25 protein-coding genes are annotated in these 23,394 nt (G+C 59.1%); 12 read left to right on the top strand and 13 right to left on the bottom strand.

The features are described from left to right. Positions 1–5 precede the first annotated feature (5 nt). Complete coding sequence (locus AAEZ05_RS18245) at positions 6–632, top strand: trimeric intracellular cation channel family protein (protein ID WP_350648354.1); 627 nt, start codon at positions 6–8, stop codon at positions 630–632. Between the two features lie 127 nt (positions 633–759). Here the strand turns inward: AAEZ05_RS18245 and AAEZ05_RS18250 are convergent, their stop codons facing one another. Continuing rightward, positions 760–1,662: a LysR family transcriptional regulator gene (locus AAEZ05_RS18250; protein WP_045058446.1), complete on the bottom strand. Its 903-nt coding sequence runs from the start codon at positions 1,660–1,662 to the stop codon at positions 760–762. 169 nt (positions 1,663–1,831) lie between these two features. Here AAEZ05_RS18250 and AAEZ05_RS18255 point away from each other — a divergent pair, with 169 nt between their 5' ends. From AAEZ05_RS18255 to AAEZ05_RS18265, 3 genes are all read left to right on the top strand, one after another. Further along, positions 1,832–2,029, top strand: a complete 198-nt coding sequence (locus AAEZ05_RS18255; RefSeq protein WP_045058447.1) for a tautomerase family protein — start codon at positions 1,832–1,834, stop codon at positions 2,027–2,029. Positions 2,030–2,115: 86 nt separating this feature from the next. After that, positions 2,116–2,469: a putative quinol monooxygenase gene (locus tag AAEZ05_RS18260; protein WP_350648356.1), complete on the top strand. Its 354-nt coding sequence runs from the start codon at positions 2,116–2,118 to the stop codon at positions 2,467–2,469. A gap of 70 nt (positions 2,470–2,539) precedes the next feature. Further along, positions 2,540–3,154: a nitroreductase family protein gene (locus AAEZ05_RS18265; RefSeq protein WP_045058449.1), complete on the top strand. Its 615-nt coding sequence runs from the start codon at positions 2,540–2,542 to the stop codon at positions 3,152–3,154. 203 nt (positions 3,155–3,357) lie between these two features. On the opposite strand, the gene AAEZ05_RS18270 is transcribed toward AAEZ05_RS18265, so the two are convergent. After that, entirely contained in the window at positions 3,358–4,257 is a 900-nt protein-coding gene (locus AAEZ05_RS18270; RefSeq protein WP_045058450.1) for a LysR family transcriptional regulator, read from the bottom strand. A gap of 151 nt (positions 4,258–4,408) precedes the next feature. Between AAEZ05_RS18270 and AAEZ05_RS18275 the strand changes: the two genes are divergently transcribed. The 3 genes from AAEZ05_RS18275 to AAEZ05_RS18285 are packed head-to-tail and all read left to right on the top strand — an operon-like array spanning position 4,409 to position 6,334. Further along, the gene (locus AAEZ05_RS18275; protein ID WP_350648359.1) at positions 4,409–5,251 is read left to right on the top strand and encodes a DODA-type extradiol aromatic ring-opening family dioxygenase; all 843 of its coding nucleotides are present in this window, start codon (positions 4,409–4,411) and stop codon (positions 5,249–5,251) included. Beyond that, complete coding sequence (locus AAEZ05_RS18280; RefSeq protein WP_045058452.1) at positions 5,244–5,915, top strand: alpha/beta hydrolase; 672 nt, start codon at positions 5,244–5,246, stop codon at positions 5,913–5,915. The genes AAEZ05_RS18275 and AAEZ05_RS18280 overlap by 8 nt, the downstream gene beginning before the upstream one ends. A gap of 17 nt (positions 5,916–5,932) precedes the next feature. After that, positions 5,933–6,334, top strand: a complete 402-nt coding sequence (locus AAEZ05_RS18285; RefSeq protein WP_045058453.1) for a DoxX family protein — start codon at positions 5,933–5,935, stop codon at positions 6,332–6,334. Positions 6,335–6,400: 66 nt separating this feature from the next. Here the strand turns inward: AAEZ05_RS18285 and AAEZ05_RS18290 are convergent, their stop codons facing one another. Then, on the bottom strand, positions 6,401–7,282 hold the full coding sequence (locus AAEZ05_RS18290; RefSeq protein WP_045058454.1) for a LysR family transcriptional regulator: 882 nt from the start codon (positions 7,280–7,282) through the stop codon (positions 6,401–6,403). Positions 7,283–7,440: 158 nt separating this feature from the next. Between AAEZ05_RS18290 and AAEZ05_RS18295 the strand changes: the two genes are divergently transcribed. The 4 genes from AAEZ05_RS18295 to AAEZ05_RS18310 are packed head-to-tail and all read left to right on the top strand — an operon-like array spanning position 7,441 to position 11,095. Next, positions 7,441–8,457 carry an LLM class oxidoreductase gene (locus AAEZ05_RS18295; RefSeq protein WP_350648361.1) on the top strand — a complete coding sequence of 339 codons (1,017 nt, stop codon included), beginning with the start codon at positions 7,441–7,443 and terminating at the stop codon, positions 8,455–8,457. Further along, positions 8,454–9,254 (top strand): sugar phosphate isomerase/epimerase family protein, encoded by an 801-nt coding sequence (locus AAEZ05_RS18300; protein WP_045058455.1) that lies wholly within the window; start codon positions 8,454–8,456, stop codon positions 9,252–9,254. The genes AAEZ05_RS18295 and AAEZ05_RS18300 overlap by 4 nt, the downstream gene beginning before the upstream one ends. Before the next feature lie 15 nt (positions 9,255–9,269). Beyond that, positions 9,270–10,076, top strand: a complete 807-nt coding sequence (locus tag AAEZ05_RS18305) for a TIM barrel protein (RefSeq protein WP_045058456.1) — start codon at positions 9,270–9,272, stop codon at positions 10,074–10,076. Between the two features lie 35 nt (positions 10,077–10,111). Then, a complete protein-coding gene (locus tag AAEZ05_RS18310) occupies positions 10,112–11,095 on the top strand; it encodes an LLM class flavin-dependent oxidoreductase (RefSeq protein WP_045058457.1) in 984 nt (327 codons plus the stop codon). 112 nt (positions 11,096–11,207) lie between these two features. Here the strand turns inward: AAEZ05_RS18310 and AAEZ05_RS18315 are convergent, their stop codons facing one another. The 7 genes from AAEZ05_RS18315 to AAEZ05_RS18345 all read right to left on the bottom strand — a co-directional run bounded on the left by AAEZ05_RS18315 (position 11,208) and on the right by AAEZ05_RS18345 (position 18,142). Next, a complete protein-coding gene (locus AAEZ05_RS18315; RefSeq protein WP_052672971.1) occupies positions 11,208–11,432 on the bottom strand; it encodes a hypothetical protein in 225 nt (74 codons plus the stop codon). After that, the gene (locus AAEZ05_RS18320) at positions 11,426–11,731 is read right to left on the bottom strand and encodes a dehydroquinate synthase/iron-containing alcohol dehydrogenase family protein (RefSeq protein ID WP_052672972.1); all 306 of its coding nucleotides are present in this window, start codon (positions 11,729–11,731) and stop codon (positions 11,426–11,428) included. Before AAEZ05_RS18320 ends, AAEZ05_RS18315 begins: the two co-directional genes overlap by 7 nt. A gap of 74 nt (positions 11,732–11,805) precedes the next feature. Beyond that, the gene (locus tag AAEZ05_RS18325) at positions 11,806–12,588 is read right to left on the bottom strand and encodes a (S)-acetoin forming diacetyl reductase (protein ID WP_045058458.1); all 783 of its coding nucleotides are present in this window, start codon (positions 12,586–12,588) and stop codon (positions 11,806–11,808) included. Between the two features lie 60 nt (positions 12,589–12,648). Then, positions 12,649–13,980 (bottom strand): carbohydrate porin, encoded by a 1,332-nt coding sequence (locus tag AAEZ05_RS18330; protein ID WP_350648365.1) that lies wholly within the window; start codon positions 13,978–13,980, stop codon positions 12,649–12,651. A gap of 111 nt (positions 13,981–14,091) precedes the next feature. After that, positions 14,092–15,540, bottom strand: a complete 1,449-nt coding sequence (gabD, locus tag AAEZ05_RS18335) for an NADP-dependent succinate-semialdehyde dehydrogenase (RefSeq protein ID WP_045058460.1) — start codon at positions 15,538–15,540, stop codon at positions 14,092–14,094. Continuing rightward, positions 15,537–17,216: a flavin-containing monooxygenase gene (locus AAEZ05_RS18340; protein ID WP_045058461.1), complete on the bottom strand. Its 1,680-nt coding sequence runs from the start codon at positions 17,214–17,216 to the stop codon at positions 15,537–15,539. Before AAEZ05_RS18340 ends, gabD begins: the two co-directional genes overlap by 4 nt. Before the next feature lie 125 nt (positions 17,217–17,341). Beyond that, positions 17,342–18,142 (bottom strand): SDR family NAD(P)-dependent oxidoreductase, encoded by an 801-nt coding sequence (locus tag AAEZ05_RS18345; RefSeq protein WP_045058462.1) that lies wholly within the window; start codon positions 18,140–18,142, stop codon positions 17,342–17,344. Between the two features lie 313 nt (positions 18,143–18,455). Between AAEZ05_RS18345 and AAEZ05_RS18350 the strand changes: the two genes are divergently transcribed. Further along, positions 18,456–20,324, top strand: coding sequence for a sigma-54-dependent Fis family transcriptional regulator (locus AAEZ05_RS18350; protein WP_350648367.1), 1,869 nt, complete (start codon positions 18,456–18,458; stop codon positions 20,322–20,324). 42 nt (positions 20,325–20,366) lie between these two features. Here the strand turns inward: AAEZ05_RS18350 and AAEZ05_RS18355 are convergent, their stop codons facing one another. Genes AAEZ05_RS18355 through AAEZ05_RS18365 form a run of 3 tightly spaced genes read right to left on the bottom strand, consistent with a single transcriptional unit; the run spans position 20,367 to position 23,390 of the window. After that, positions 20,367–21,311 (bottom strand): electron transfer flavoprotein subunit alpha/FixB family protein, encoded by a 945-nt coding sequence (locus AAEZ05_RS18355; RefSeq protein WP_045058464.1) that lies wholly within the window; start codon positions 21,309–21,311, stop codon positions 20,367–20,369. Between the two features lie 16 nt (positions 21,312–21,327). Further along, a complete protein-coding gene (locus AAEZ05_RS18360) occupies positions 21,328–22,092 on the bottom strand; it encodes an electron transfer flavoprotein subunit beta/FixA family protein (protein WP_045058465.1) in 765 nt (254 codons plus the stop codon). Between the two features lie 59 nt (positions 22,093–22,151). Further along, a complete protein-coding gene (locus tag AAEZ05_RS18365) occupies positions 22,152–23,390 on the bottom strand; it encodes a CaiB/BaiF CoA transferase family protein (protein WP_045058466.1) in 1,239 nt (412 codons plus the stop codon). Positions 23,391–23,394 lie beyond the last annotated feature (4 nt).

Here is a 23,394-nt window from a genome sequence, read left to right on the forward strand (position 1 = left end):
CAGTCATGGACACCCACCTTATTTACACCGTCATCGATCTGCTCGGCACGTTTGCATTTGGTGTAAGCGGTGCAGTTGCCGCTCGCCAGCAGCGATTGGACCTGTTCGGCATTGCTACCATCACGTTCATCGTTGCATGCGGTGGCGGGATTCTTCGGGACCTGTGCCTGGGCACATTGCCGCCGGCCGGGCTGTCGAGTTGGCGCTATCTGATGGTGTCGCTGTTCGCTGCAGCGTGGGTGGTGTGTGCTTACCCGATGGTGTGTCGAATGAAATCACCGGTGCAGCTGTTCGACTCCATTGGCCTTGGACTGTTTGCGGTGGCAGGCGCGAAAAAGGCGCTGGCCGTGCAGGCCGGCGCCGAGGTCGCGATAGTTCTGGGGATGATCAGCGCTGTCGGTGGCGGCGTACTCAGGGATGTTTTGCTGTCACGCGTGCCAGGCATCCTGCAGCGGGAAATCTACGCGTCAGCCGCGTTGGCAGGCGCAGCTGTAGAGGTTTTGTTCAGCTACAGCGGCGCCAATTCGGTGGTGACCTCGTGGCTGACCGCCGCGGGATGTACCACGCTGCGCATGGCGTCACTTCACTACGGTTGGCGGCTGCCCTCTATTGGCGATGATCCTGATAATTAGCTAGCCAGTGCTCTGGTCGCGAGCATGGAGTATTTCTGGGTGGTCGTCGTTGTCGCTAGTGTTGCGCTGGTGATTTCCGTGACCCGGAAGACTTTCAATTGAGACCTGCTGCACCTGTCAGCCTGAATCACTGCCAATGCGCACACAGCCTGACCAGTTCATCGACCACATACCTGACCTTCGGCCGCAGATGCGACACCTTCGGCCATACGGCATGCACATCGACAGCTTCGGGTTCATAACCTTGCAGAACCTCCACCAGCCTGCCCGCCTGGATATCATCCTGGAACAGGCTGCGTGGCATCTGGCACAAACCGGTGCCGGCGACCGCCGCGAGAATCATGGCTTCCCCGTCGCCAATCTGATGGGTCGACGGTGGTGCGTATCGTACGGTTTGCCCCGCCTGCATGATCCGCCACGACAGCGGCTGGCCGCGTCGATGCCCGACAATGCAACGGTGCTGGCTCAAGTCTTCCAGGGTCTGCGGAATGCCAAAGCGTGTCAGATAGTCGGGGGCGGCACAAATGGCCCAGCGTTGCCGGGTCAATCGCCGAGCCACCAAGCCGCTGGTGTCCTGGAGTTCTCCGAACCTGACCAGCAAATCGATGCCCTCCTCAATCGGATCAACCAAGTGGTCGGAGAACGTCAGGCTGAGTTGCAAAGCCGGGTACTTGTTGGCGATCTCAAACAGCAATGGGGCCACGACCCGACGCCCGAATGCCACAGGAATGTCGACTCGCAGGCGTCCCGAGGGCTCACCACCACCGGGCCCCAACCCGCTCTCTGCGGCACCGATTTCTTCCAGGGCAGTAGAGCACGCCACAAAATAGGCCTCACCATCTGCGGTCAGGGAGATACGACGCGTCGTGCGATGAAACAACTGTGTGCCCAAGCGTTCTTCCAGGCGCGCAATGGCTTTGCCAACGGCGGATTTTGACACGCCGAGGCGTTCGCCAGCCTGGGTGAAGCTGGTCGAGCGCGCCGCCACGACGAACGTGATGACGCCTTGAAACGAATCGATAGGTACCATGCAGAGGCCCGGTAATTGTAGAGTTTAGATCTACCCAGACTATAGTTTTAGGCTATTTATCGCCAGCATACTCGACAGTAAGATGGGCTCCAGCAATGCAACGGCGCAGATCGTGTTCGCACGCCGCGCACCGCTCTCCCGATCATCAAAGCCCAAAAAGGACATCACCATGCCCGTCGTACGTGTGAGCTGGTTCGAAGGTAAAGAACACGCGCAAAAAGCCGCGGTTGCCGCCGACATCACTGAAAGCATCGTTAAACACACCGGTACAGATGCTAATTACATCTACGTCATCTTCGAGGACGTTGCGGCTTCGGATTGGGCTGGCGCTGGCAAGCTTTTCGGGGAAGCACCCGCCAAGTCCTGACGCCCCCGACCTGCACTGCATGCATCGGCTACACCTGCAATGCTGCCGTGCAGGTATTTGTGATAAATCTGCCGGAGAAAACCACCATGCAGCCGCATATTTCCTGCCTGTTCTCTCTCGCGGTCAAACCCGCAGAGTTCACTGAGTTCAAGGCATTGATCGCCACCATCGTCGCTGCAACTCGTGCTGAGCCGGGCACACTGGTTTACGAGTACAGCGTCAATGAAGACAACAGCACCGTTCACATCCTTGAGCGTTACAACGTCGATGCCGTGGTGAGCCACGTAGACACCACGTTCGCGCCTTTCGGCCAGCGCTTCCTGAAGCTGTGCACCATCACTAGCCTGGTGGTCTATGGCACCCCCGATGCTGAAATCCGCAAGCGCCTGGACCCGTTCGGCGCCGTTTACATGACCCCGTTCGACGGTTTCAGCCGCTGAGTTGAAACGAGGCGCAGGCTCAAGAGTGACAACCGTGTCCTGCGCATCCCTATCCCGCACAGAGGTCACCATGTCCGCTATCGCTGAAGTTATTAAGTCCCGCATCTCCGCCAATAGCTACGACACTGAACGTTCATTGACGGACGCCCAGGTCGCCGAGCTGGTCAATCTGGCGACCCACGCCCCCTCCGCTTTCAACCTGCAAAACTGGAAGTTTCTGGCCGTGCGCAGCACCGAAGCCAAAGCGCGCTTGTTGCCATTAGCGTTCGGCCAGCAAAAGGTCATGGATGCCGCCGTGACGTTTATTGTCTGCGGCACCCTTAACCCACATGTAACCTTGCCTGCTGCATTGAAGCCGACCCTGGATGCCGGAATCATTGACCAGTCCATCTACGACATGTGGGTGGGTGCGGCTCAAGGCATGTACCAGGAAAATGCTCAATTGCAGCGCGACGAGGCCATTCGCTCTGGCTCACTCGCGGCAATGACCCTGATGTTGGCCGCCAAGGGCCAGGGCCTGGTTTCGACGCCGATGATCGGGTTCGATCAAGCTGCAGTGGCCAAGGAATTTGGCCTGTCAGATGAAGAAGTGCCGGTGATGTTGGTCACGGTTGGCTACCCGGGCGCGGCCAACTGGCCACAAAAGCCGCGTAAAGCCGTGAACGACGTCTTGCAGTTCGTTTAATCTGCCGCCCCGCATGTTCGGATTATCCGGGCATGCGCGGGTATTTTTGACCGGTTGGCATTAAAGCAACCCATGCTTCAACTCTCTGTATCTGTATGAGAAGGCTGAACAGGGCGACTACTTCCTGGCATTCAAGAATTCGCTGGAGTTCGCCGCTGACCTGCACAGCTTTTCGCAGCCCTGATGCGTGCCAATTAAACCCTTTAGCGCTCCCACTCGGGATGTGCGAAACGTTCAGTCAGAAAGCTGATCAGCGCCCTCACCTTGCTCGCCAAGTGCTTGCGCGTGGGGTAAACCACGTAAATGCCCAACTCGATGGAGCGGTACTCCGGCAGGATTTCCACCAGGGCTCCGCTGCGTAAATCCTCACCGACCATAAAGCTTGGCTGCAGGGCAATGCCGCCACCCGCCAGGGCGATGCTGCGGCACGTATCGCCATTGTTGCAACGCACGCTGGAACGGGTGCGCACGCTGACGCGACCATCGGGCCCGTCGAACAACCATTCATTGCCAGTCGCAAAGTTGGTATAGGCAATGACGCCATGGTCAGCCAGGTCCGCCAGAGTGCGGAGCGGCGGATGACTGGCCAGATAATCGGGGGCTGCACACAGGCACATACGCGTGCCAGCCAGCCGTCGCCCCACCAGGGACGAATTCTCCATGCGCGCAATGCGTATGGCCGCATCAAAGCCCTCATCCACCAGATCCACCAAACGATCATTCAGGCTGATATCCAACTCGACATTCGGGTGGGCGTTCATGAACGCTCCCCACAGCGGCGCAAGGTGCAGAACGCCGAAACTGACCGGCGCATTCACTCGTAGTACACCGCTTGGTTCCGGCGCGGCGGACGAGACAGCCTCCTCGGCCTGATCCATCAGGGCCAGCACCTCTCGCGCCTGATGGTAGAACTGCCGGCCTTCCTCGGTCAGCGAGAGCTTGCGCGTGGTGCGATGCAGCAACCGAGCCCCCAACCGCTCCTCAAGGGCACTTACATACCGCGAGATAGCCGCCTTGGACATTTCGAGGGCGTCGGCTGCGCCTACAAAAGTACCTTTATCGACCACCGTGCAGAACACCTGCATCTCCAACGCCCTATCCATAACTGTCTCACTTAGTGGAACTATCTATCACATGTGGCCTTATTTATCTCAAATTCACAACCTATAAACTGAGCCCATCGAAACAAGCATCAGCGCGGCATTTCCGTCGTCCTGCCTGCCTTGACCCGTTACTCCTTTAGAGCATTCCACCATGAACACCCCGTTCCCTCTGCTGTTTGTGTCTCATGGTGCTCCCATGTTCGCCATCGAGCCTGGACTTGCAGGTCCCCGCCTGGCTCAGGTCGGTCGCGACCTGCCGCGACCTGACGCCATCGTCGTCCTCTCTCCGCATTGGATGACGCGCGGCGAAGTCCTTGTCACGGCGAGCACCGCGCCTGCGACCATCCATGATTTTGGCGGTTTTCCCGACGCACTGTATCAACTGACCTATCCCGCACCGGGCGCTCCAGCCTTGGCTGGGCACATCGTAGACCTGTTGCAGGTCGCCGGCTGGCAGTCGCGACTGGAAGCTCAACGCGGGCTGGACCATGGCGCGTGGGTACCGCTGTTGTACCTGGCACCCGAGGCGGACATCCCGGTGGTCCAGGTCTCCATGCCGGCCAGTCTTGACACCCATCAGGCGTGGAAGCTGGGCGACGCGCTGAAGCCACTGCGGGATATGAATGTACTGATCGTCGCGTCAGGCAGCCTGACCCACAACTTGTACGAGTTCCGCGGCGCAACCCGCGAGAGCGCTGCCTACGTCGATGCGTTTGCCGCGTGGACAGCCCAAACCCTGCAGGACGGTAACACCGGGCATTTGCTGGACTTCATGCACTATGCCCCGGCTGCTCAGCGGGCTCACCCCACCGACGAGCACTTTCTGCCCTTGCTGATCGCCCTGGGCGCGGCCGGGGAAGGCTACAAGACACAGGTATTGGAGGGCGGCGTGACCTACGGCGTGCTGGCAATGGACAGTTACTTGTTTACCTCGGCCCCGTCCAATGGACACGAACCTATTCAACTGACTCAAGGCACTCTCGACCATGCGTGACACTACATTTTCCGACGCAGCCCGTGAACCACAAACCGGTCTGTTTTTCCGCAAAGGCTGCAGTACCTTCACCCCGAAAGGCCGCTTGATTCTGCTGCATGGTGTGGGTTCGAACGAAGGCAATCTTGCTTCCCTGGCCGAATCACTTCCCGAAGAGTTGGAGGTCATTCTGGTGCGCGCGCCCTTGCATGTGGGCCCCCAAGGCTTCGCCTGGTACCCAGTGAACTTCACCAACAACGGCCCATCCTTCAACCAGGAACAGGCTGAAGCCAGTCGCTTGCTGTTGCAGCGCTTTATCGAAGCGCTACCCGCCCTGCCGACGGTCATCGCAGGTTTCAGCCAGGGCGGCATCATGAGCGCGAGCCTGGGTGTCACTGAACCCGAACTGGTGGTGGGCTTTGCGATATTGAGCGGCCGCATGCTGCGCGAGATTGCGCCTCGGATCGCCTCAACCGAGCGTCTCAAGTCAGTCACGGCGTTCATCGCCCACGGCCACCAGGACGCCGTCCTGCCGGTGGACTGGGCAAACGAGGCAGATGCCTGGCTGGATCGTATCGGCGTCAAGCACGAAACCCATTTCTACAACATGGCCCACGAGATTATCGGTGAAGAACTGGCCGACTTTTCTCAATGGCTAAGCCACACGCTGTCCCTTGCCAACTAAACAAAAGGAGCTACACCATGATTGATTCTCGCACTGCACCCTACGCCGCAGTCGTGATGCGTCTGGCACTCGGCGTCATGTTCATCGCCCACGGTTTGACCAAAGTGCTGGTGTTCACGCCAGCGGGTACCGCAGGCTTTTTCGAGTCCATTGGTTTTCCGGGCTTCCTGGCCTATCCGGTCATGGCGTTCGAAGTGATCGGCGGTTTGATGCTGGTACTCGGGGTCTATGCCCGCTGGGTTGCCGCTCTGGCCGTGGTCCAGTTGTTCGTCGCGGCGACCGTGCACTTCGGCAATGGCTGGAGCTTCACCAACGCCAACGGCGGCTGGGAATATCCGATCTACCTGAGCGTCACGGCACTGGTCGTTGCATTGCTGGGTGAAGGCGCCTTTGCGGCCAAGCCATCCAACAATGCTTGATTGAGCCCCATATAACAGCTGCCGGCGCCCAGTGCGCCGGCATTTGCGCTTGTGGCACAGCGGGGTTCACGTCAAGCGTGAGGCCATGAAGCTGACAAACGCCTTGATCTTGGGCAGGGGCTGCCGGCTGGATGGCCACAGGATGCTGAACGTACGGTGATCACTGATGTAGCGGTCCAACACCGGCACCAAGCGCCCAACCGCGATGGCGTCCTCGATAAAAAAATCGGGCAGGCAGGCAACGCCCTGCCCCGCCTCCGCCATAGCCAGTAAGGCTTCAATCGCGTTGGATGTCGCCGATTGCCCCAGCTCCAGCGTGTCTTGCCCTTTCTTCATCACCAATGGCCAGGGATCAAGCTTACCGCTGGTGGGATAGCGGTATCGCAGGCAAGCATGGTTCGTAAGGTCCGCTGGCCGCGAAGGGACCCCCCTACGCGAAAGGTAGTCTGGCGATGCAACCAACCGATGGCTGTAGCCATTGAGCTTACGCATCATCAGTCGGGAGTCGTCGACTTCGCCGATGCGCATCACCGCATCGAAGCCCTCCTCGATCACATTGACCAAGCGATCACTGAACTCCAGCTCCAATTCCACTTCGGGATACGCTTGCTGAAACGCAATCAAATGAGGCATCAACCGCATGCCGAGCTGTGGCAAACCGAGGCGTAACTTGCCCTGGGGATTGCCTGCAGCCTGCGTGAGCTCTCGCTTGGCGACTTCATACTCAGCAAAAATCCGTTGGCAACGCTCCAGAAAAAGACTGCCCTCCGCCGTCAAGGTAATCGCCCGCGTGGAGCGATGGAATAGGCGCACTCCCAACTCTTCCTCAAGCCGCGCGACGGCCTTGCCAACGGCCGACGAAGACACCCCGATCCTGCGTCCGGCCTCAGTAAAACTGCGGGTATGCGCCGCCTGAACGAATGCGCTGAGCGCGCCGAAATGATCCATAAACAGCCTCGCCTATTTGAGCTTTATTTTCATAAATGATCGGAATTGCATCCTGTTTTTCTTTCTAACTATACCGTTTATAGTCCCCTCCATCGTGACTTTAGGGAGTGTTTCTTGCCTTCAACGTCGCGGCCATCCGCTAATACGAGCCTACCCCGATGACCTCTCAGACTCGCGCGCGCGCAATCGCCCAGGACCTTCAGCAGCACCCCGGCTATGCCCGTGTATTCAAACCGGGGCATTTGACCTTCGGTTTCATTGCTCCGCTGGAAAGCTACCCCAACAGCCCAGGCCCCACCTTGCAGGATCACGCGCAGATGGCTCAACGCGTAGACGAAGCTGGATTTTCCGCGATCTGGCTGCGCGATGTGCCGTTCTATGACCCTAATTTTGGGGACGTTGGCCAGATTCTCGATCCACTGGTCTATGCGGGCTACCTGGCTGCCGTTACCGAGCAAATTGCGATTGGCACCGCGGGTATCGTCCTGCCGTTGCGTGATCCATTGATTGTTGCCAAACAGGCCGCGAGCGTGGACCAACTGCTGGGCGGGCGGTTCATCCTGGGGCTGGCCACCGGCGACCGGCCGATCGAATACCCGGCGTTCGGACTGAATTTTGACAACCGCGCCGAACGCTTCCGGGACGCACTGGGCATCATCTGCGCGACCACGCAAAGCCATTGGGCCACGCATACGTCGCGTTTCTATGGCCAGTTGAACGGTGAAATTGACTTGATCCCCAAACCCGTCGGGGCGCGCTTGCCCACCCTTATCGTCGGCCACGCGGGCCAGTCGCTGGAATGGATCGGTGAACACACTGACGGGATTCTTTCCTACACCTCCAACCCCGCGTTGATTCCCCAGGTGATCGAGCGCTGGCGTGCCGTCTGCGGCAACGAGGTGCACAAACCCTATGGCTACGGCACGTTGTTTGATCTGGATCGCGATCCGAACCATCCCGTTGAGGCGGGACGCGTGCTGCGCGCCGGGCGTAATACCCTGATAGAGCATTGGAAACGCCAGCAGGATCAGGGCGTGGGTCATGTCGCCCTGCACTTCAAACCACAGCGCCGCCCTGCCGCTGAAGTCATCGACGAACTGGCTGAATACCTCCTTCCGCATTTTCCAAGCATCGCCCTCCCCGTTGCCCCTCAACCTACGCAGGCCGCCCGATGAAACACCCCCTTCACCACATGGATTTTATCTTCCAGACCGCCATGGGCACCTATCCTCTGGCCGCACAGTGCGAAATGCTCGCCGAGCATGGCTATCAAGGCTTGACGATGTCTGCGTGGAGCCAAGACCTGAAGTCGATTCCTCGCGTCAAACCGACCTGGGGCCTGGACGTAGGCGCGGTCTACTTGATCTACCGCAAGGGCCTGGAATCATTCGTGACCCAGGTTTTCGAGAGCATTGAAGGTTGCACCACGATTGAACTGGCGCTGCATTCAGGTGATGAAGTCACGAATTTTGACCGCCGCATGCTTGAGCGCCTGTTGCCTATTTGTGAGCGCAGAGGCCTGAACATCAACCTTTATCCCCACGCACGCTACGGTATGCAAACGACCTCGGAAGCCGTCGCACTGTGCCGGGAGTTCAACCATCCCCTGCTCAATATCGTGTTCAACGGTTATCACTGGTACGCCACTGAAGAACAAGCGTTGGAAGAACGCCTTGATGCGATATGGCCTTGGCTCCAACACGTGAATATTGCCGGCACACGTCGCTCTCCATTGGGTTGGGGTGGTCTGGCGACCATCGAACCGCTTGATGAAGGCGAGATGGATAATTTCGTTCTGCTGGGCGCCCTTGAGCGCCGCGGTTTTACCGGGCGTGTTGGCGTGCTGGGGTGGCAAAGCATGGGTGGCGACGTCTACGGCAACCTGCGCCGCTCAGCCGCGGCATTTCGCTCCATGGAGCAACGCCTGGCCGCACACCCTGAATGGGCCTTATTGACCGAAACGCCACGCTAGGCGAGGAGACAGACCGTGGCCCATCGCGTCCATGCACTCGATTCATTTTTTTACTCTTCAATGGGCGTTTACGCCTTCCAGTCGCAGTGCGAAATGCTCGCCGAACTCGGTTATGACGGCCTCACCGTTTCGGCCTGGGGCGGCACGCCGCTGACCGACCTGCGCCTGCTGCCGCGCGTGGGTGAACTGTATGGCCTGCGCGTCGAAGGCCTCTACCTGGTGCTGCACGAAGGTCGCAATGATCACCTCATAAGGCGAATCATCGAAAGCGTCGAAGGGGTGGAACTCATCGAACTGGCGGTCCAGACCTCGGTCAACGGCAGCCCGGCCATTATGCGGTTCATCGAGTCGGTGCTGCCTATTGCAGAACGTCGAGGCTTGAGAATCGCGCTGTACCCCCATCTTCATCACGTCACCCAGACCACGGCTCAGGTGATTCAGATCTGTGAATACTTCGCTCATCCGCGCCTGGGTGCATCGTTCAATGGTTATCACTGGTACGCCAGCCAGGAAGGCGGACTTCAGCAGCGTCTTGAAGCCATGCAACCCTGGTTGATGCAAGTCGTACTTTCAGGGAGCGCGCTCAGCGAACTGGGCTGGGGCGGCGTGGCCACCATGGAGCCGGTTGACCGTGGAGAGCTGGACAACTTCGCCGTGGTCGCAGCGCTGAACAGCGTGGGATACACAGGCAGCATTGGCGTGCTCGGCTGGGACTACGGCGGCGATATTTACCTGAAGCTGCAACGCTGCCTGGTAACCCTTAGGGACATTGATAGTCGCCTGGAACGTCATCCGCATTGGTCGGACTTTTCATCGCTGTAACGCCCTCTCCACCTGGTATGAAAAAGGAGTCTGCAATGACTGCCCTCTCTGTGCTTGACCTGATGATGATAGGCGAAGGTAAAACCTTCACTGACACCCTGGATGACGCGGTCGCACTGGCGCGACAAGTGGAAGCCCATGGTTACAAACGTTACTGGGTTGCCGAGCATCATGACCTGCCGGGCATCGCCTCTTCGGCCACCACCCTGCTCATCCAGCATCTGGCAGCGGCCACACGCACCCTGCGGGTGGGCTCCGGCGGCATCATGCTACCCAACCACTCCCCGTTGATGGTGGCCGAGCAGTTCGGAACATTGGCCACCTTGTTCCCTGGCCGCATCGACCTGGGTATCGGTCGAGCACCAGGTTCTGCAGGGGCAGCCATCCGCGCCTTGCGTGGTGACGCTTCTGAGCGTGACTTCACTCAGGATATTCAACACTTGCAGGATTACCTGGCAGACAACGGGCATCAGCCGGTGCGGGCGATTCCCGGAGCCCACGACGTGCCACTTTGGCTCCTGGGCTCAAGCATGGCCAGCGCAGACCTTGCCGCCAAGCTCGGGCTGCCCTATGCCTTCGCGTCACACTTCGCACCGCGCTTTTTGATGGATGCGATCACGCACTACCGTACGTCGTTTCGCCCATCGGCGACGCTCGAGCAGCCCTATGTGATCGCAGGCGTCAATGTTTTTGCAGCCCCGTCGCGGGCCGAAGCCGATTACATCGCCAGCTCTCACCGGCAGTGGGTGTGCAACCTGTACACAGGTAAAGCAGGCCCGCTGCCCCGTCCCTCGGAGGGCTTCATGGATAAGCTTACAAATAGTGATCGGCACACGCTCAATCAGGCGATGCTATGCACCGCAACAGGTGACCAGGACGACGTCAGCAGTTGGCTACGCCAGTTCATTACAACGACCCAAGTCGATGAAGTGATCATTGATGCGCGCATTTATGACGCCAAGGCGCGTTGCCGCTCCTATCAACTGATCGCCGAATCCCTTGCCGATGTAATGGCTTGAGCCGGTCTGAGTTTCGTGATCAAAAAAGGCGCCGGCAATCCGGTTGAACGATTGACGGCGCCAAACCGTTTCAGCGCTATGGACGCCTCAAAACGGGTACTCAATCAAATCGCTAGTGCACAGCCTTTTGTCGCTTGAACGCCTGCATCAGTGCGTCCGTCGCCACGATCGCGTCATACACCAGGTCCGGCGTCACCGTGAACGGCATGTTGTGCATCGTGTCGTTTTTATCGCAGGCCAACTCCGCCAATTTTCTCCACTCCGCTTCCTTGAAGTGTTTGAGACCCAAGTCTTCGAGCGTCAGTGGCAAACCGACGGCTATCGCAATGTCTACCACTTCCTCGATTCGGCCAGAATGCGCGTGTCGCCTAGAACCACGTCATCACCCCCACGTGCCGCTTCCACGTGCCTGTTGATTTCGCTGTCGGAACACTGCCCGCCAAACACGGCCAACTCCGCGCGTTGTTCGTTCTTGAACCCCGGCATCGCTTTCTCATGAACCCGGCCGACGATAAATTGATCGCAGATCAAATAGCCATTGGCCCCGAACGCTTTGCCATGTATCGCTAAATCCACCAGCGCATCGGCCTGGACCAGAAATTTGGCCGGCGATGCAATGCCTTTGGTAATAGTCATCTCATTCCCTCATGTCGCCTGGGCAGAACGCTCAACGTGTGCACGCTTGAGCGATCTTCTGCGCTGATGACGAATCAGTTAAATACCATTCCGCCATCAATGATCACGGCCTGACCGGTCATGTAGTCGGAGTCAGGGCCGGACAGGAACGACACGCAGGCTGCCACGTCTTCGGGCTGGGAAAGCCGCTTCAAGGTGATGTGCTGGGCAAACTGTTCCATCCCCCACTCAATGCTTTGACTGGCGTTATCAGCCACATCCTGGGCAACCTTGCGCATCATCGGTGTATTGACGATGCCAGGGCAGTAGGCATTCACGGTGATACCCAGGTGCGCCAATTCCCGCGCCGCTGTCTGGGTGATGCCACGCACGGCAAATTTGGTTCCGCCGTACACCGCCAGATTCGGATTGCCGATATGGCCCGCCTGCGACGAAGCACTGATGATTTTGCCGCCATGTCCCAACGCCTTGAACGCGTTGACTGCCGCCTGTATGCCCCAGAGCACACCGCCCACGTTGATGTCGAACGTTCGCCGATAGATCTCTGGCGTAATCGCCTCGATGGGAGCAATGGGCGCAATGCCTGCGTTATTGATGAGCACATGCAGGTCACCCAGGCCATCCACCGCTGCCTGGACGGCCTTGAAAACATCCTCCCGATCGGCCACATCGACCGTTATCGCCAGGGCTTTGCCGCCCGTTTTCCTGATGTTTTCAGCCACTTGATCGGCCGTTTCAAGATTCATATCGGCGCAGGCTACGGCGAAACCATCCGCCGCCAAGCGCACGGCAATGGCTTCTCCGATCCCTTGACCGGCACCGGTTACAAAAGCAACTTTTCCCAAGGACTTACTCATGCTGGTGTTCCTTCTTATTCGTGATGGGGGGTTAAAGACTGCTCACACATCTGCCCAGGCTCAGAAACTCGCCTGCAGCTTCACACCGGCGACCCAGGCATTGTCCACCTCGTAAACGCCACCTGGATTGCGCACGTACTGCACGTTCGGGCGCACGGTCAGCCAATCGGTGACGTGCACGCCGTAATTGAGTTCGATGTTGTATTCGCTGTGCTGCACGGGAACGTACTGCGGGTCGTTGTAGTCACTGATGCCGGTGCTGTCATTGATCAGGCGCTGGCGCTTAGTGACGTCGTCATTGACCTTGAGGCGGGCGATGCCCACGCCGAGGTCATCTTTGGGCCGCGCATCAAACGGGCCTTTGTAGACCGCGCCGATATTCTGGAAGCTTTCGATGCCACTGGTGGCCTTGTCGTGCACGGTCAAGCTGGCAAATACGCTCAGACCGCGTGAGGCATCGCCGTTATGGGCAGTGAGCTGCTGTTGGCCAATGATCCATGCGCCGTGTTTGCTGCTGCGCGACTTTGGCGCCTGCCCGGTCAACACCTGCGGGTTACCGTTGACGTCGTCGTACAGGTCGTTGGCGCTGGCACTGCTGTGGTAGTAACCCAGGCGGTATTCACCGGGTAAGGCTTCTTCGCCGAGGGTTGGCTTCCAGATAATCTCCACCGGTACCAACGCGCCTTTGGTACCACTGCCGCTGAGCTTGAAACCGTTGCCTGTCTCCAGATACGACGGATTCTGCTCATACACCCCGACCTGCACCGCCCAGTGTTCATCGAGGTTATAGCGCACACGCCCGCCCCACTGGCTCACCGGCCCGCTGTACCAGATATCGCCGGCGACGTTGCCGATGGGGGCACTGCAAAACGACAGACTTTGAAAGTCGCATGGGAAGCTGGCGAAGTCATCGTTGACGCCCACGCGGCCGAATTTGAGGTCCAAGGCGCTGTTGAAAAATTTCTGGCGGTACCACATCTGGGTCAGGCGCCAGGTTTGTCCCCTGCCCCACACTTCCTGCACTGAGCTGAGTTGCGGTGCGCGGGGGTCAGAAACGCGATCGTTGGAGAGGTTGTTGCCATTGCGCTCCGTCACCAGCAGTTGGAACTCGGCCTCATTCCAGCCCAGTAATTTTTGCAGATCCAGGTGCGTGCCCAGTGCCCATTGCGCGGTGTAGCGCGCCGTGCGGTCATGGTTATAGCCCCCGTGCACATTGGTGGCGGCTTCGCCGACATAACCGACGATCACGTCAACGCCCTGCTCCAGCAGCTCACTGCGTACCCCTCCCCAATCTCCGGTCCCCCATTTCGAGTAAGCGTCGTCGGCAGAGGCAGGCACAGCGATGCATGACAGGAGCCCGAGCCCCAGCGGCAATTTCCAAGCGATGTTCATGTCGATTTACCCTATTGTTTTTATGTTTACGACACAGCGTTGACCGGACCGCAGGGCAGCGCCCTTGCGGTCACTCAAGAAAGCAATCAGTTGAAAATGGGTCGATACAGATCAAATGCCGGCCAGGCACAGGTATTTGATCTCCAGGTAATCCTCCAGCCCGTATTTGGAGCCTTCCCGGCCGACACCCGACGCCTTGACCCCACCAAACGGTGCGGCTTCGGAACTGATAATCCCGGTGTTGACGCCAACGATGCCGTACTCCAGCGCCTCGCCCAAACGAAACACCCGGCTGAGGTTCGCGGTGTAGAAATACGCCGCCAGGCCGAACTCGGTGTCGTTGGCTTTAGCGATAACTTCGGCGTCATCGAAGAAGCGAAAGACCGGTGCAAGCGGACCGAAAGTTTCTTCCTTGGCGACACGAGCGGTGCCCGGCACATCCACCAAGATCGTGGGCTCAAAGAAATTGGCGCCCTGGGGGTGCGCACCACCGCCCTGGACAACCTTGGCCCCTTTAGCCAAAGCATCCTCGATATGCTCGCGCACCTTGGCGACGGCCTTGCCATCAATCAGCGGCCCAAGCGTGACGCCCTCGGTAAAACCATCGCCAATCTTCAGAGCGGCCACGGCTGAGGCAAGTTTGTCGACAAAGGCGTCATACACCTTGTCTTGCACATACAGTCGATTCGCGCAGACGCAGGTCTGCCCTGCATTGCGAAACTTCGACGCGAGTGCGCCTTCAACGGCAGCGTCCAGATCGGCATCGTCGAACACAATAAAGGGCGCGTTGCCGCCCAGTTCCAGAGAGACTTTCTTGATGTCGTGGGCACATTTTTCCATGATCTGGCGACCGATCTCAGTGGACCCCGTGAAGGAAATCTTGCGCACCACCGGGTTGCTGGTCAGCTCCTCGGCAATCTCTGCCGCTGCGCCCGTCACCACCGACAGCACCCCCTTGGGAATGCCCGCCTGTTCGGCGAGGTAAACCAGCGCCAATGCCGAGAACGGCGTCTGGGATGCCGGCTTGATGACCATTGTGCAACCAGCGGCCAGCGCCGGACCGGCTTTGCGGGTGATCATTGCGCTGGGAAAATTCCACGGCGTGATGGCGGCGCACACGCCCACGGGCTGTTTGATGACCAGCAAGCGTTTGTCCGTTGCGCCCGGAATAATATCGCCGTAGACCCGCTTCGCCTCCTCCGCATACCACTCGATATAGGAGGCACCGAAGACGATTTCACCCAGCGCCTCAGGCAGCGGCTTGCCCTGTTCCAAGGTCATGATGTGAGCCAGGTCGCGCTGGTTTTCGATAATCAAGTCGTACCAACGCCGCAACGCATTGGCGCGGGCCTTGGCAGAAAGCTCACGCCACGCCGGCAGAGCGCGCTCGGCCGCTTCGATGGCGCGGCGGGTTTCAGCCTTGCCCATGCGCGGTACTTGGCCAATGGTGGCGCCCGTCGACGGGTTGTTCACCGTGATCGTGGCTTCGTTGTCTGCAGCCAGCCATTCACCGTCGATAAAGGCTCGATGACGCAAGAGTTCGGGGTTGTTCAAGCTCATTGCAGGTTCTCCGTTACGCGACGTTTGGGCGCCCCTTCGACACTCACGGCCTTGAACTTGAAGCCCCGGTAGTCATCGTTCTTGACCGCTGCCAATTGCTCGCTGAACGCGCCCAACCCCCCCATGTAGAAATACACCTTGTTGCTTTTGCCGGGGATATTGGCGCCGAAGATCCATGAGTCAGTCTTGGCAAACAGCGTCTGATCGGCAATGTCCTGGCAGGTCTTGCCCCATTCCTGCTCGCTTTGCGCAGACGGTTCCACACAGGCCAACTCGTTCTGCTCCATGAAACCAATCAGATCGGAGACCCACTCCACTTCGGTCTCAATTGTTGGTGGCAGATTGGTAAACGGACCGTTAGGCCCCAGGATCATGAACATATTCGGGAATTTGGCGGTGGCCACCGACAAGTAGCTGGACGGTCCGTCCGCCCAGTGATCCTTCATCAAGACGTTATCGCGGCCGCGAATATCGATGCGTTTGTAGTTACCGTCCACGGCGTCAAAACCGGTGGCAAACACCAGCACATCAAGCTCGTGTTCTATGCCATCGGCCGTCCGAATGCCCTTGGCGGTAATTTCTTCGATCGGGTTGGCCTTGACGTCAACCAGAGACACATTGGGACGATTGAAGGTCGCGTAGTAACCGCTGTCGCACAGCGGGCGCTTGGCGTAGAGATCGCGGGGCATCAACTTGCGGGCGATTTCCGGATCCTTGACGATCTCGGCGATTTTCTCGCGAACGAAATTTTGCGCCTCGATATTGGCCTCTTCACTGGTGGCGATATCGTTGAAGGTTTGGAACATATAGCGGAAGCCGCCGCCGCCATCCCAGGCGCGCTGGAAGATGGCTTTGCGTTCAGCTGCGTCCACACTCATGGTCGGAATGTCGCTTTCGGGGAAGCCGAATGCCAGGCGCGAGGACCGCACCTCCTGCCAGATGGCGTCGTAGTTACGTTTGATATCGTCGACGTATTCGCGACTGACCGGACCGTTGCCCACCGGCACGGTGTACTGGGCAGAGCGTTGGAAAACGGTCAGGTGGCCAACGGTCGGTGCGATCGCGGTGATGACCTGGCAACCTGTCGAACCCGTACCGATCACACCTACGCGCTTGCCTTCCAGTACGGCATCGGCCGGCCAGTTGGCGGTGTGATACATGCTCCCCTTGAACTGATCGAGGCCTTTGATCTTGGGCACATTCGTTGCGGACAACAGGCCTAGCGCCGTCACCAGGTATTTGGCGCTGTATTGACGACCGTCATCGGCCGTGACCAGCCAGCGGCTGCTCTGCTCGTCGAACACGGCGGCAGTGATGCCTGTCTCAAGCTGGATATCGCGCCGCAGATCGTGGCGATCCACGGCGTGGTTCAGGTAGGACAGGATCTGGGGCTGGGTCAGGTAGCGCGTGGTGATGTCCCACGCCTGGCACAGCTCACGGTCCCAGGAGAAGCAATAGACAAACGATTCACTGTCGGATAAGGCGCCGGGGTAGCGGTTCCAGAACCAGGTACCGCCTATACCACCGGCCTTGTCGAAGGCGCGCACCTTCAAGCCTAATTCATCACGCAATTTCTTGAGCATGTAAATGCCGCCGAAACCTGCGCCGATCACGATGGCGTCGTAGTTGATAACGTCGGTGCCAACGGAACGTTTGGCCAGAACTGTAGTTGTCATTATGTTCTCCTGTTTCGATCAGTGCGCCTGCAGGCTTCACTCAACAACAAAGCTGCAGGCAAGCCGTATCCGCTCCCTGAATAAGGATTCAGCGGACATGAACCTGGTAAGTGAACGGGGGGCAGTTAGAGCGAGAAGCCGCCATCAACAGCGATCGCCTGCCCGGTAACGTGGGGAGCGCACGCCAGGTAAACCGCCAATTGGCCCATGTCTTCCACGGTTTGCGCTTCCCCCTGAGGCAGCAGGCTGGACTGATGCCGCTCCCAGGATTGCACTTCGGTTTCGCCGGGTTGCGCCCAACGCGCAGAAAGCCCCTCATCACCGCGCCACATTCCGGTGCCCACCACACCGGGGCAGAGGGCGTTAACCGTGATGCCTTCGCGGGCAACTTCCTTGGCGAAGGCATTGGTAAAACCAATCACGGCGAATTTGGAGGCGCTGTAGTGAGAGAGGTCCGGGAAACCGACTTTGCCGGCAATTGAGGCAAGGTTGATGATGCGGCCGAAGTTATGCTCACGCATCAGCTTGAGTTCGGCTTGGCAGCAGAGGAATACGCCACGGGCGTTGATATTCATGATGCGGTCCCACTCGCTGACGGCCAGTTCATCGACCCGACCGAGGCTGACCACGCCCGCGTTGTTGACCGCCACATCCAGGCGGCCAAATTGCGCTCTGACCTGCTCAATCAAACTGACGACACTCTCGGGTTTGCTGACATCAACTTGCAGGGCCACAGCCCGACGACCCAGGGCCTGGACCAAGGCGGCAGCCTCTTGCGCGATGCCCAGGTCGTAATCGGCCAGCACCAGTTCTGCACCGGCCCGGGCCAGGCTCAGCGCAATACCCTGGCCAATGCCACGGCCAGCGCCGGTCACCAGGGCAACCTTGCCGTTCAGGGAGAAATTCACAGCGTTGAATTCGCTCATGTATTGCCTCTGTCGTTATTGTTGTTGAGATGCGACCGTTCGACGCGGCCTGCTGAGACTGACAGAGCAAGTCGGGTGCCAACCTCTTGCTGTCGGGCTATAACGCCCGGAATAGAGCGCTAGACGCATGATGGATCGCTGCTGCCCGACCGGCCGCCGCAAGACATAACCGCTCGTGTCTCCCGCGAGGCGCTGCGAATACTGAGCGGTTATGTCTCACCGGCACCGGCCGACTGATTCAGCTTGAAGAGATTGGCCAAGCCGCCTTTAATGGCCATCAACAGAAAAATAAGATCCAACCTTCGGAGGTACCATGTCCTCTGGTTTTTCGAAGACTCATGTGGAACACGTGAGTCGCGTACTGCGCACTGCCCAGAATGCCCCGACCCTGCCGGTGCCCAACGCCATCCTCGATTCCTGGCGTCGCTCGGTGCAGCATTACAAGCTCGACCCTGGGTCCCTGCAGGGGCCAAGGGTGCTGGAGGCTCACCAGATCAATGAGCACCGCCAGCGTGTCGACGACTTCCTGCATCTAGCAGGTGATGAAATGTCACGGCTTCACAGCCGCGTACGCGACGCCGATTACTGCGTGATGCTCACCGATACGCTGGGATGTACCGTCGACTACCGGATCGACTCAGCCCTGCGCGGCGAGTACCGGCGCTCCGGCATGGACGTCGGCACGTGCTGGTCGGAGAAGGAAGAAGGCACGACAGCGGTCAGCGCGGTGTTAATCGACAAGCTGCCGGTCACCGTGCACAAACTCGATCATTTCCGTGCAGCGTTTATCGGCAATACCTGCTCTGCGGCGCCGATATTTTCACCTGGCGGCGAGATCCTGGCGGTATTGGACGTTTCTTCAGTGCGTGCTCCCGATGACCGGCGCAGTCAGCATTTGATTCGGCAAATGGTCATTCAAAGTGCTACCGAACTCGAAAACGCGTACTTCATGTACAGCACCCAAGACCTATGGGTACTAAGGGCACACCCTCTGCCCGGTTATGTCGACAGCCAACCGCAATGCCTGTTCGCCTGGGACCGGGATGGCCTCATAGAGGCGCTCAACCCCGCTGCGCGGCGCCTGCTGCTACAGCGTTGTGGCCGAATCCCCGCACATGTCGACGAAGCCTTTGCCTCAGCAAAGCTGCCCGCCGCTGGGGACGACAACATCCACTTTCTGCCGTCGATGGGGTTGCACGTGCGCCTCAAGGCGCCCCGCCGCCCCATTAGCGCCCCACTGGCCAGCAGCCCGGCATCAGCGCTGGACCCCAAGGTTGCGCAGGCGCTGGAGCTGGCGGTACGTGTCAAGGATCGCGGTTTGCCCGTGCTGATCCATGGTGAGACCGGTGCGGGCAAAGAGTTTTTTGCCCTGCAACTGCATGCCGCCAGCAAGAGTCGAGACAAGCCCTTTGTCGCAGTGAACTGTGCAGCGATTCCCGAAAGCCTGATAGAGAGTGAGTTGTTCGGTTATGCCGCTGGCGCCTTTACCGGCGCTTCGACCAAAGGCATGCGAGGACTGTTGCAGCAGGCTGACGGCGGCACATTGTTTCTCGATGAAATCGGCGACATGCCCCTGGCCCTGCAAACCCGCCTGTTACGAGTACTCAGCGAAGGCGAAGTGGCCCCCCTGGGCGGTGCACGCACCCAGTCCATCGATATTCAGGTGGTGTGTGCCAGCCACCGTGATATTGCCACGCTGGTTGAAGCTGGCAGCTTTCGTGAAGACCTGTTTTTCCGCCTGAGCGGCGCACGCTTCGATATTCCGCCGCTACGCGAACGCAAAGACAAACTGGCGTTGATCAACAGACTCCTGGACGATGAGTGCGAGCGCTCGGGCGAGCGTGTTGAACTGAGCGAGTCTGCGCTGGAAATGCTCTTGAATTACAGCTGGCCGGGCAACATGCGCCAACTGCATCACGTGCTGCGATACGCCTGTGCTGTGTGTAAAAGCCAGGTGATCGGCGTGGACGATCTGCCAGCGACGCTCGGCGCGAGTACGCCGGTAAAAGGCCAGGATACGGCCAGCGGCAGCCCGGAACGCCAGGCGTTGATCGACACGCTTGTGCGCAACCGCTGGAAACCTCTGTTGGCCGCGCGCGAACTGGGGGTCTCCCGTGCAACGCTGTACCGCAAAGTGAACGCGCATGGCATCAAAATGCCCGGCAAGGGCTCGTACGATTGAGTCTGTGCCAGGCGAGCTTTTCGCTCGCCTGGCGTGCGGTGCTTACAGAGCCTGCTGCAGCTCAGGGATGGCTTCGAACAAGTCCGCCACCAGGCCGTAATCGGCCACCTGGAAGATCGGCGCTTCTTCGTCCTTGTTGATCGCGACGATCACCTTGGAGTCTTTCATGCCGGCCAGGTGCTGGATCGCGCCGGAGATACCGACGGCGAAGTACAGCTGTGGCGCAACGATCTTGCCGGTCTGACCGACCTGCATGTCGTTAGGGACAAAACCTGCGTCGACCGCGGCGCGGGAAGCACCCACGGCAGCGCCCAGCTTGTCAGCCAGGGCGTACAGGTGTTTGAAGTTATCGCCGTTCTGCATGCCACGGCCGCCGGAAACGACGATCTTGGCAGCGGTCAGTTCCGGACGATCCGATTTGGCGAGTTCTTCGCCAACGAAGCTGGAAGTGCCAGCGTCGTGAGCAGCAGCAACGGTTTCAATCGATGCCGAACCGCCTTCCGCCGCCACCGGGTCAAAACCGGTAGCACGCACGGTGATCACTTTCACCGACGCGTTCGACTGAACGGTGGCAATGGCATTACCGGCGTAGATCGGGCGCTTGAAGGTGTCGGCGCTTTCTACCGAGATGATCTCGGAGATCTGGTCAACGTCCAGCGCAGCAGCAACGCGCGGCAGGATGTTTTTGCCGTTGGAAGTGGCGGCAGCCAGGATGTGACTGTAGCTCTTGCCACCTGCTTCTTGGACAAGAGCAGCGATCAGAGGCGCAACATTTTCCGGCAACTGATGCGCATAGGCGGCGTTGTCGGCCACCAGCACTTTAGCCACGCCAGCGATTTTCGCAGCGGCTTCAGCCACGGCGCCAGCGTCAAGGCCGGCAACCAGAACGTGGATGTCGCCACCGATTTTGGCAGCAGCAGCTACGGTATTCAGGGTGGCTGGAGCCACTAATTTGTTGTCGTGTTCAGCGATTACCAAGATAGTCATGATTAGGCTCCTAAGCTCAAAGCACCTTTGCTTCGTTTTTCAGTTTCTCGACCAGTTCAGCCACCGACTTGACCTTGATACCCGCGCTGCGTGCAGCAGGCGCTTCGACTTTCACAGTCTTGTTGGTGGAGGCGGTGGAAACGCCCAAAGCATCCGCAGTCACTACTTCGAGAGGCTTCTTCTTGGCTTTCATGATGTTTGGCAGGGACGCATAACGCGGCTCGTTCAAACGCAGGTCGGTGGTGACGATGGCCGGCAGTTTCAGGGAAACCGTCTGCGCGCCGCCGTCGATTTCGCGGGTAACGGCAACGCTGTCACCGCTGATTTCAACTTTCGACGCGAACGTGCCCTGGCCATAACCGCTCAATGCCGCGAGCATCTGGCCAGTCTGGTTGTTGTCGCTGTCGATCGCTTGTTTGCCAAGGATCACCAGCTGTGGCTGTTCCTTGTCGACAACAGCCTTGAGCAGTTTGGCAACGGCCAGGGAAGTCAGATCTTCAGTGGATTCGACGAGGATGGCGCGGTCGGCACCCAGGGCCAGCGCAGTGCGCAGTTGCTCCTGAGCGGTGGACGGGCCGACGGACACGACGACGATTTCAGTCGCAACGCGCCCTTCTTTTATAGAGAGCTCTTTCAGGCGTACGGCTTCTTCCACGGCGATTTCGCAGAAAGGGTTCATCGACATCTTGACGTTAGCAAGGTCAACGCCGGAATTGTCCGCCTTGACGCGAACTTTCACGTTGTAGTCGACCACCCGCTTGATGGCTACCAGAACTTTCATGGATAACTCCATAGCAACATAGTGAACCCGATACGCCACCGGCATACCGGGAAAAAAGATCAGTGCTCGCCCAGTTGCTCGATCACACCGCTGGCCTTCAACTGCGCCAGACGCTCGTCGTCCAACCCCAGCTGACGCTTGAGCACCTCATCCGTGTGCTCGCCCAGCATCGGCGCCGGACGCAGGTATTCCACCGGTGTGCCCGACATCTTGATCGGGCTGCCAACCGTCACGAAGTCTGCCTTGAGCGGGTGTGGAATGGTCACCAGCATGTTGCGCGCCTTGACCTGAGGTTCATCCAGGGCCTGGGCAATGCTGTTGATCGCACCGATGGGCACGCCACGCGGATGGACTCGGTCAATCCACTCCTGTGCCCGACCATCCAGGAAGTGCCGTGACAAGATCTCGATGATCGCTTCGCGATTGGCCACACGGTCGGCGTTACGCGTAAATCGAGGGTCTGCCGGCAGGTGGCCCAGGCCAATGGCGTCGCACAGCGCGACAAACTGCGAGTCGTTGCCGCAGGCGATGATGAAGTCCTGGTCGCTGGCACGGAACACCTGATACGGCACGATATTGGCGTGAGCATTGCCATAACGCCCCGGCGGTTTGCCCGAGGCCAGGTAGTTCTGGCTCTGATTGCACAAGGTTGCGACCTGCACGTCCAGCAGCGCCATATCGATGTGCTGCCCTGCACCGGTTTTTTCCCGGCTGAGCAGCGCCGCCTGGATGGCAACCGTGGAATAAAGGCCGGTCATCAGGTCGGAAAAAGCCACGCCAACCTTCTGCGGACCGCCACCGGGCAAGTCATCGCGCTCGCCGGTAATGCTCATCAGCCCGCCGATGCCCTGCACGATGAAGTCGTAACCGGGTTCGGCCGCACGCGGGCCGGTCTGCCCGAATCCTGTGACGGAGCAGTACACCAGCCGAGGGTTCAACTGCGACAACGAGGCGTAATCCAATCCGTACTTGGCCAGGGAGCCAGCCTTGTAGTTTTCGATCAGCACATCACAGCCGGTCGCCAGTGCACGCACCAACTCCTGCCCTTGCGGGCTAGCCAGGTTCAGCGCTACCGATAACTTGCCGCGATTGGTTGATTGGTAATACGACGCTTCAGAGGTCAACTCATCGCTCTGGCCTTTCATCCAGGGCGGGCCCCAACCCCGGGTATCGTCGCCCACACCCGGCCGTTCAACCTTGATCACTTCTGCGCCCAGATCGGCCAGTGTCTGTCCGCACCAGGGGCCGGCAAGCACACGGCTCAAGTCGAGTACGCGGTATCCAGTCAAAGCACCCATGTCA

This window comes from Pseudomonas sp. HY13-MNA-CIBAN-0226 (genome assembly GCF_040310305.1).
GTDB classification, from domain to species: Bacteria; Pseudomonadota; Gammaproteobacteria; order Pseudomonadales; family Pseudomonadaceae; genus Aquipseudomonas; species Aquipseudomonas gregormendelii.

Excerpts from the sequence above, each read along its gene's own strand:
- AAEZ05_RS18320 (WP_052672972.1), bottom strand. The coding sequence starts at position 11,731 with ATGACTATTACCAAAGGCATTGCATCGCCGGCCAAATTTCTGGTCCAG.
- AAEZ05_RS18285 (WP_045058453.1), top strand. The coding sequence starts at position 5,933 with ATGATTGATTCTCGCACTGCACCCTACGCCGCAGTCGTGATGCGTCTG.
- AAEZ05_RS18250 (WP_045058446.1), bottom strand. The coding sequence starts at position 1,662 with ATGGTACCTATCGATTCGTTTCAAGGCGTCATCACGTTCGTCGTGGCG.
- AAEZ05_RS18265 (WP_045058449.1), top strand. The coding sequence starts at position 2,540 with ATGTCCGCTATCGCTGAAGTTATTAAGTCCCGCATCTCCGCCAATAGC.
- AAEZ05_RS18345 (WP_045058462.1), bottom strand. The coding sequence starts at position 18,142 with ATGAGCGAATTCAACGCTGTGAATTTCTCCCTGAACGGCAAGGTTGCC.
- AAEZ05_RS18290 (WP_045058454.1), bottom strand. The coding sequence starts at position 7,282 with ATGGATCATTTCGGCGCGCTCAGCGCATTCGTTCAGGCGGCGCATACC.
- AAEZ05_RS18350 (WP_350648367.1), top strand. The coding sequence starts at position 18,456 with ATGTCCTCTGGTTTTTCGAAGACTCATGTGGAACACGTGAGTCGCGTA.
- AAEZ05_RS18245 (WP_350648354.1), top strand. The coding sequence starts at position 6 with ATGGACACCCACCTTATTTACACCGTCATCGATCTGCTCGGCACGTTT.
- AAEZ05_RS18255 (WP_045058447.1), top strand. The coding sequence starts at position 1,832 with ATGCCCGTCGTACGTGTGAGCTGGTTCGAAGGTAAAGAACACGCGCAA.
- AAEZ05_RS18300 (WP_045058455.1), top strand. The coding sequence starts at position 8,454 with ATGAAACACCCCCTTCACCACATGGATTTTATCTTCCAGACCGCCATG.
- AAEZ05_RS18325 (WP_045058458.1), bottom strand. The coding sequence starts at position 12,588 with ATGAGTAAGTCCTTGGGAAAAGTTGCTTTTGTAACCGGTGCCGGTCAA.
- AAEZ05_RS18270 (WP_045058450.1), bottom strand. The coding sequence starts at position 4,257 with ATGGATAGGGCGTTGGAGATGCAGGTGTTCTGCACGGTGGTCGATAAA.
- AAEZ05_RS18365 (WP_045058466.1), bottom strand. The coding sequence starts at position 23,390 with ATGGGTGCTTTGACTGGATACCGCGTACTCGACTTGAGCCGTGTGCTT.
- AAEZ05_RS18295 (WP_350648361.1), top strand. The coding sequence starts at position 7,441 with ATGACCTCTCAGACTCGCGCGCGCGCAATCGCCCAGGACCTTCAGCAG.
- AAEZ05_RS18260 (WP_350648356.1), top strand. The coding sequence starts at position 2,116 with ATGCAGCCGCATATTTCCTGCCTGTTCTCTCTCGCGGTCAAACCCGCA.
- AAEZ05_RS18310 (WP_045058457.1), top strand. The coding sequence starts at position 10,112 with ATGACTGCCCTCTCTGTGCTTGACCTGATGATGATAGGCGAAGGTAAA.
- AAEZ05_RS18275 (WP_350648359.1), top strand. The coding sequence starts at position 4,409 with ATGAACACCCCGTTCCCTCTGCTGTTTGTGTCTCATGGTGCTCCCATG.
- AAEZ05_RS18360 (WP_045058465.1), bottom strand. The coding sequence starts at position 22,092 with ATGAAAGTTCTGGTAGCCATCAAGCGGGTGGTCGACTACAACGTGAAA.
- gabD (WP_045058460.1), bottom strand. The coding sequence starts at position 15,540 with ATGAGCTTGAACAACCCCGAACTCTTGCGTCATCGAGCCTTTATCGAC.
- AAEZ05_RS18340 (WP_045058461.1), bottom strand. The coding sequence starts at position 17,216 with ATGACAACTACAGTTCTGGCCAAACGTTCCGTTGGCACCGACGTTATC.
- AAEZ05_RS18355 (WP_045058464.1), bottom strand. The coding sequence starts at position 21,311 with ATGACTATCTTGGTAATCGCTGAACACGACAACAAATTAGTGGCTCCA.
- AAEZ05_RS18280 (WP_045058452.1), top strand. The coding sequence starts at position 5,244 with ATGCGTGACACTACATTTTCCGACGCAGCCCGTGAACCACAAACCGGT.
- AAEZ05_RS18330 (WP_350648365.1), bottom strand. The coding sequence starts at position 13,980 with ATGAACATCGCTTGGAAATTGCCGCTGGGGCTCGGGCTCCTGTCATGC.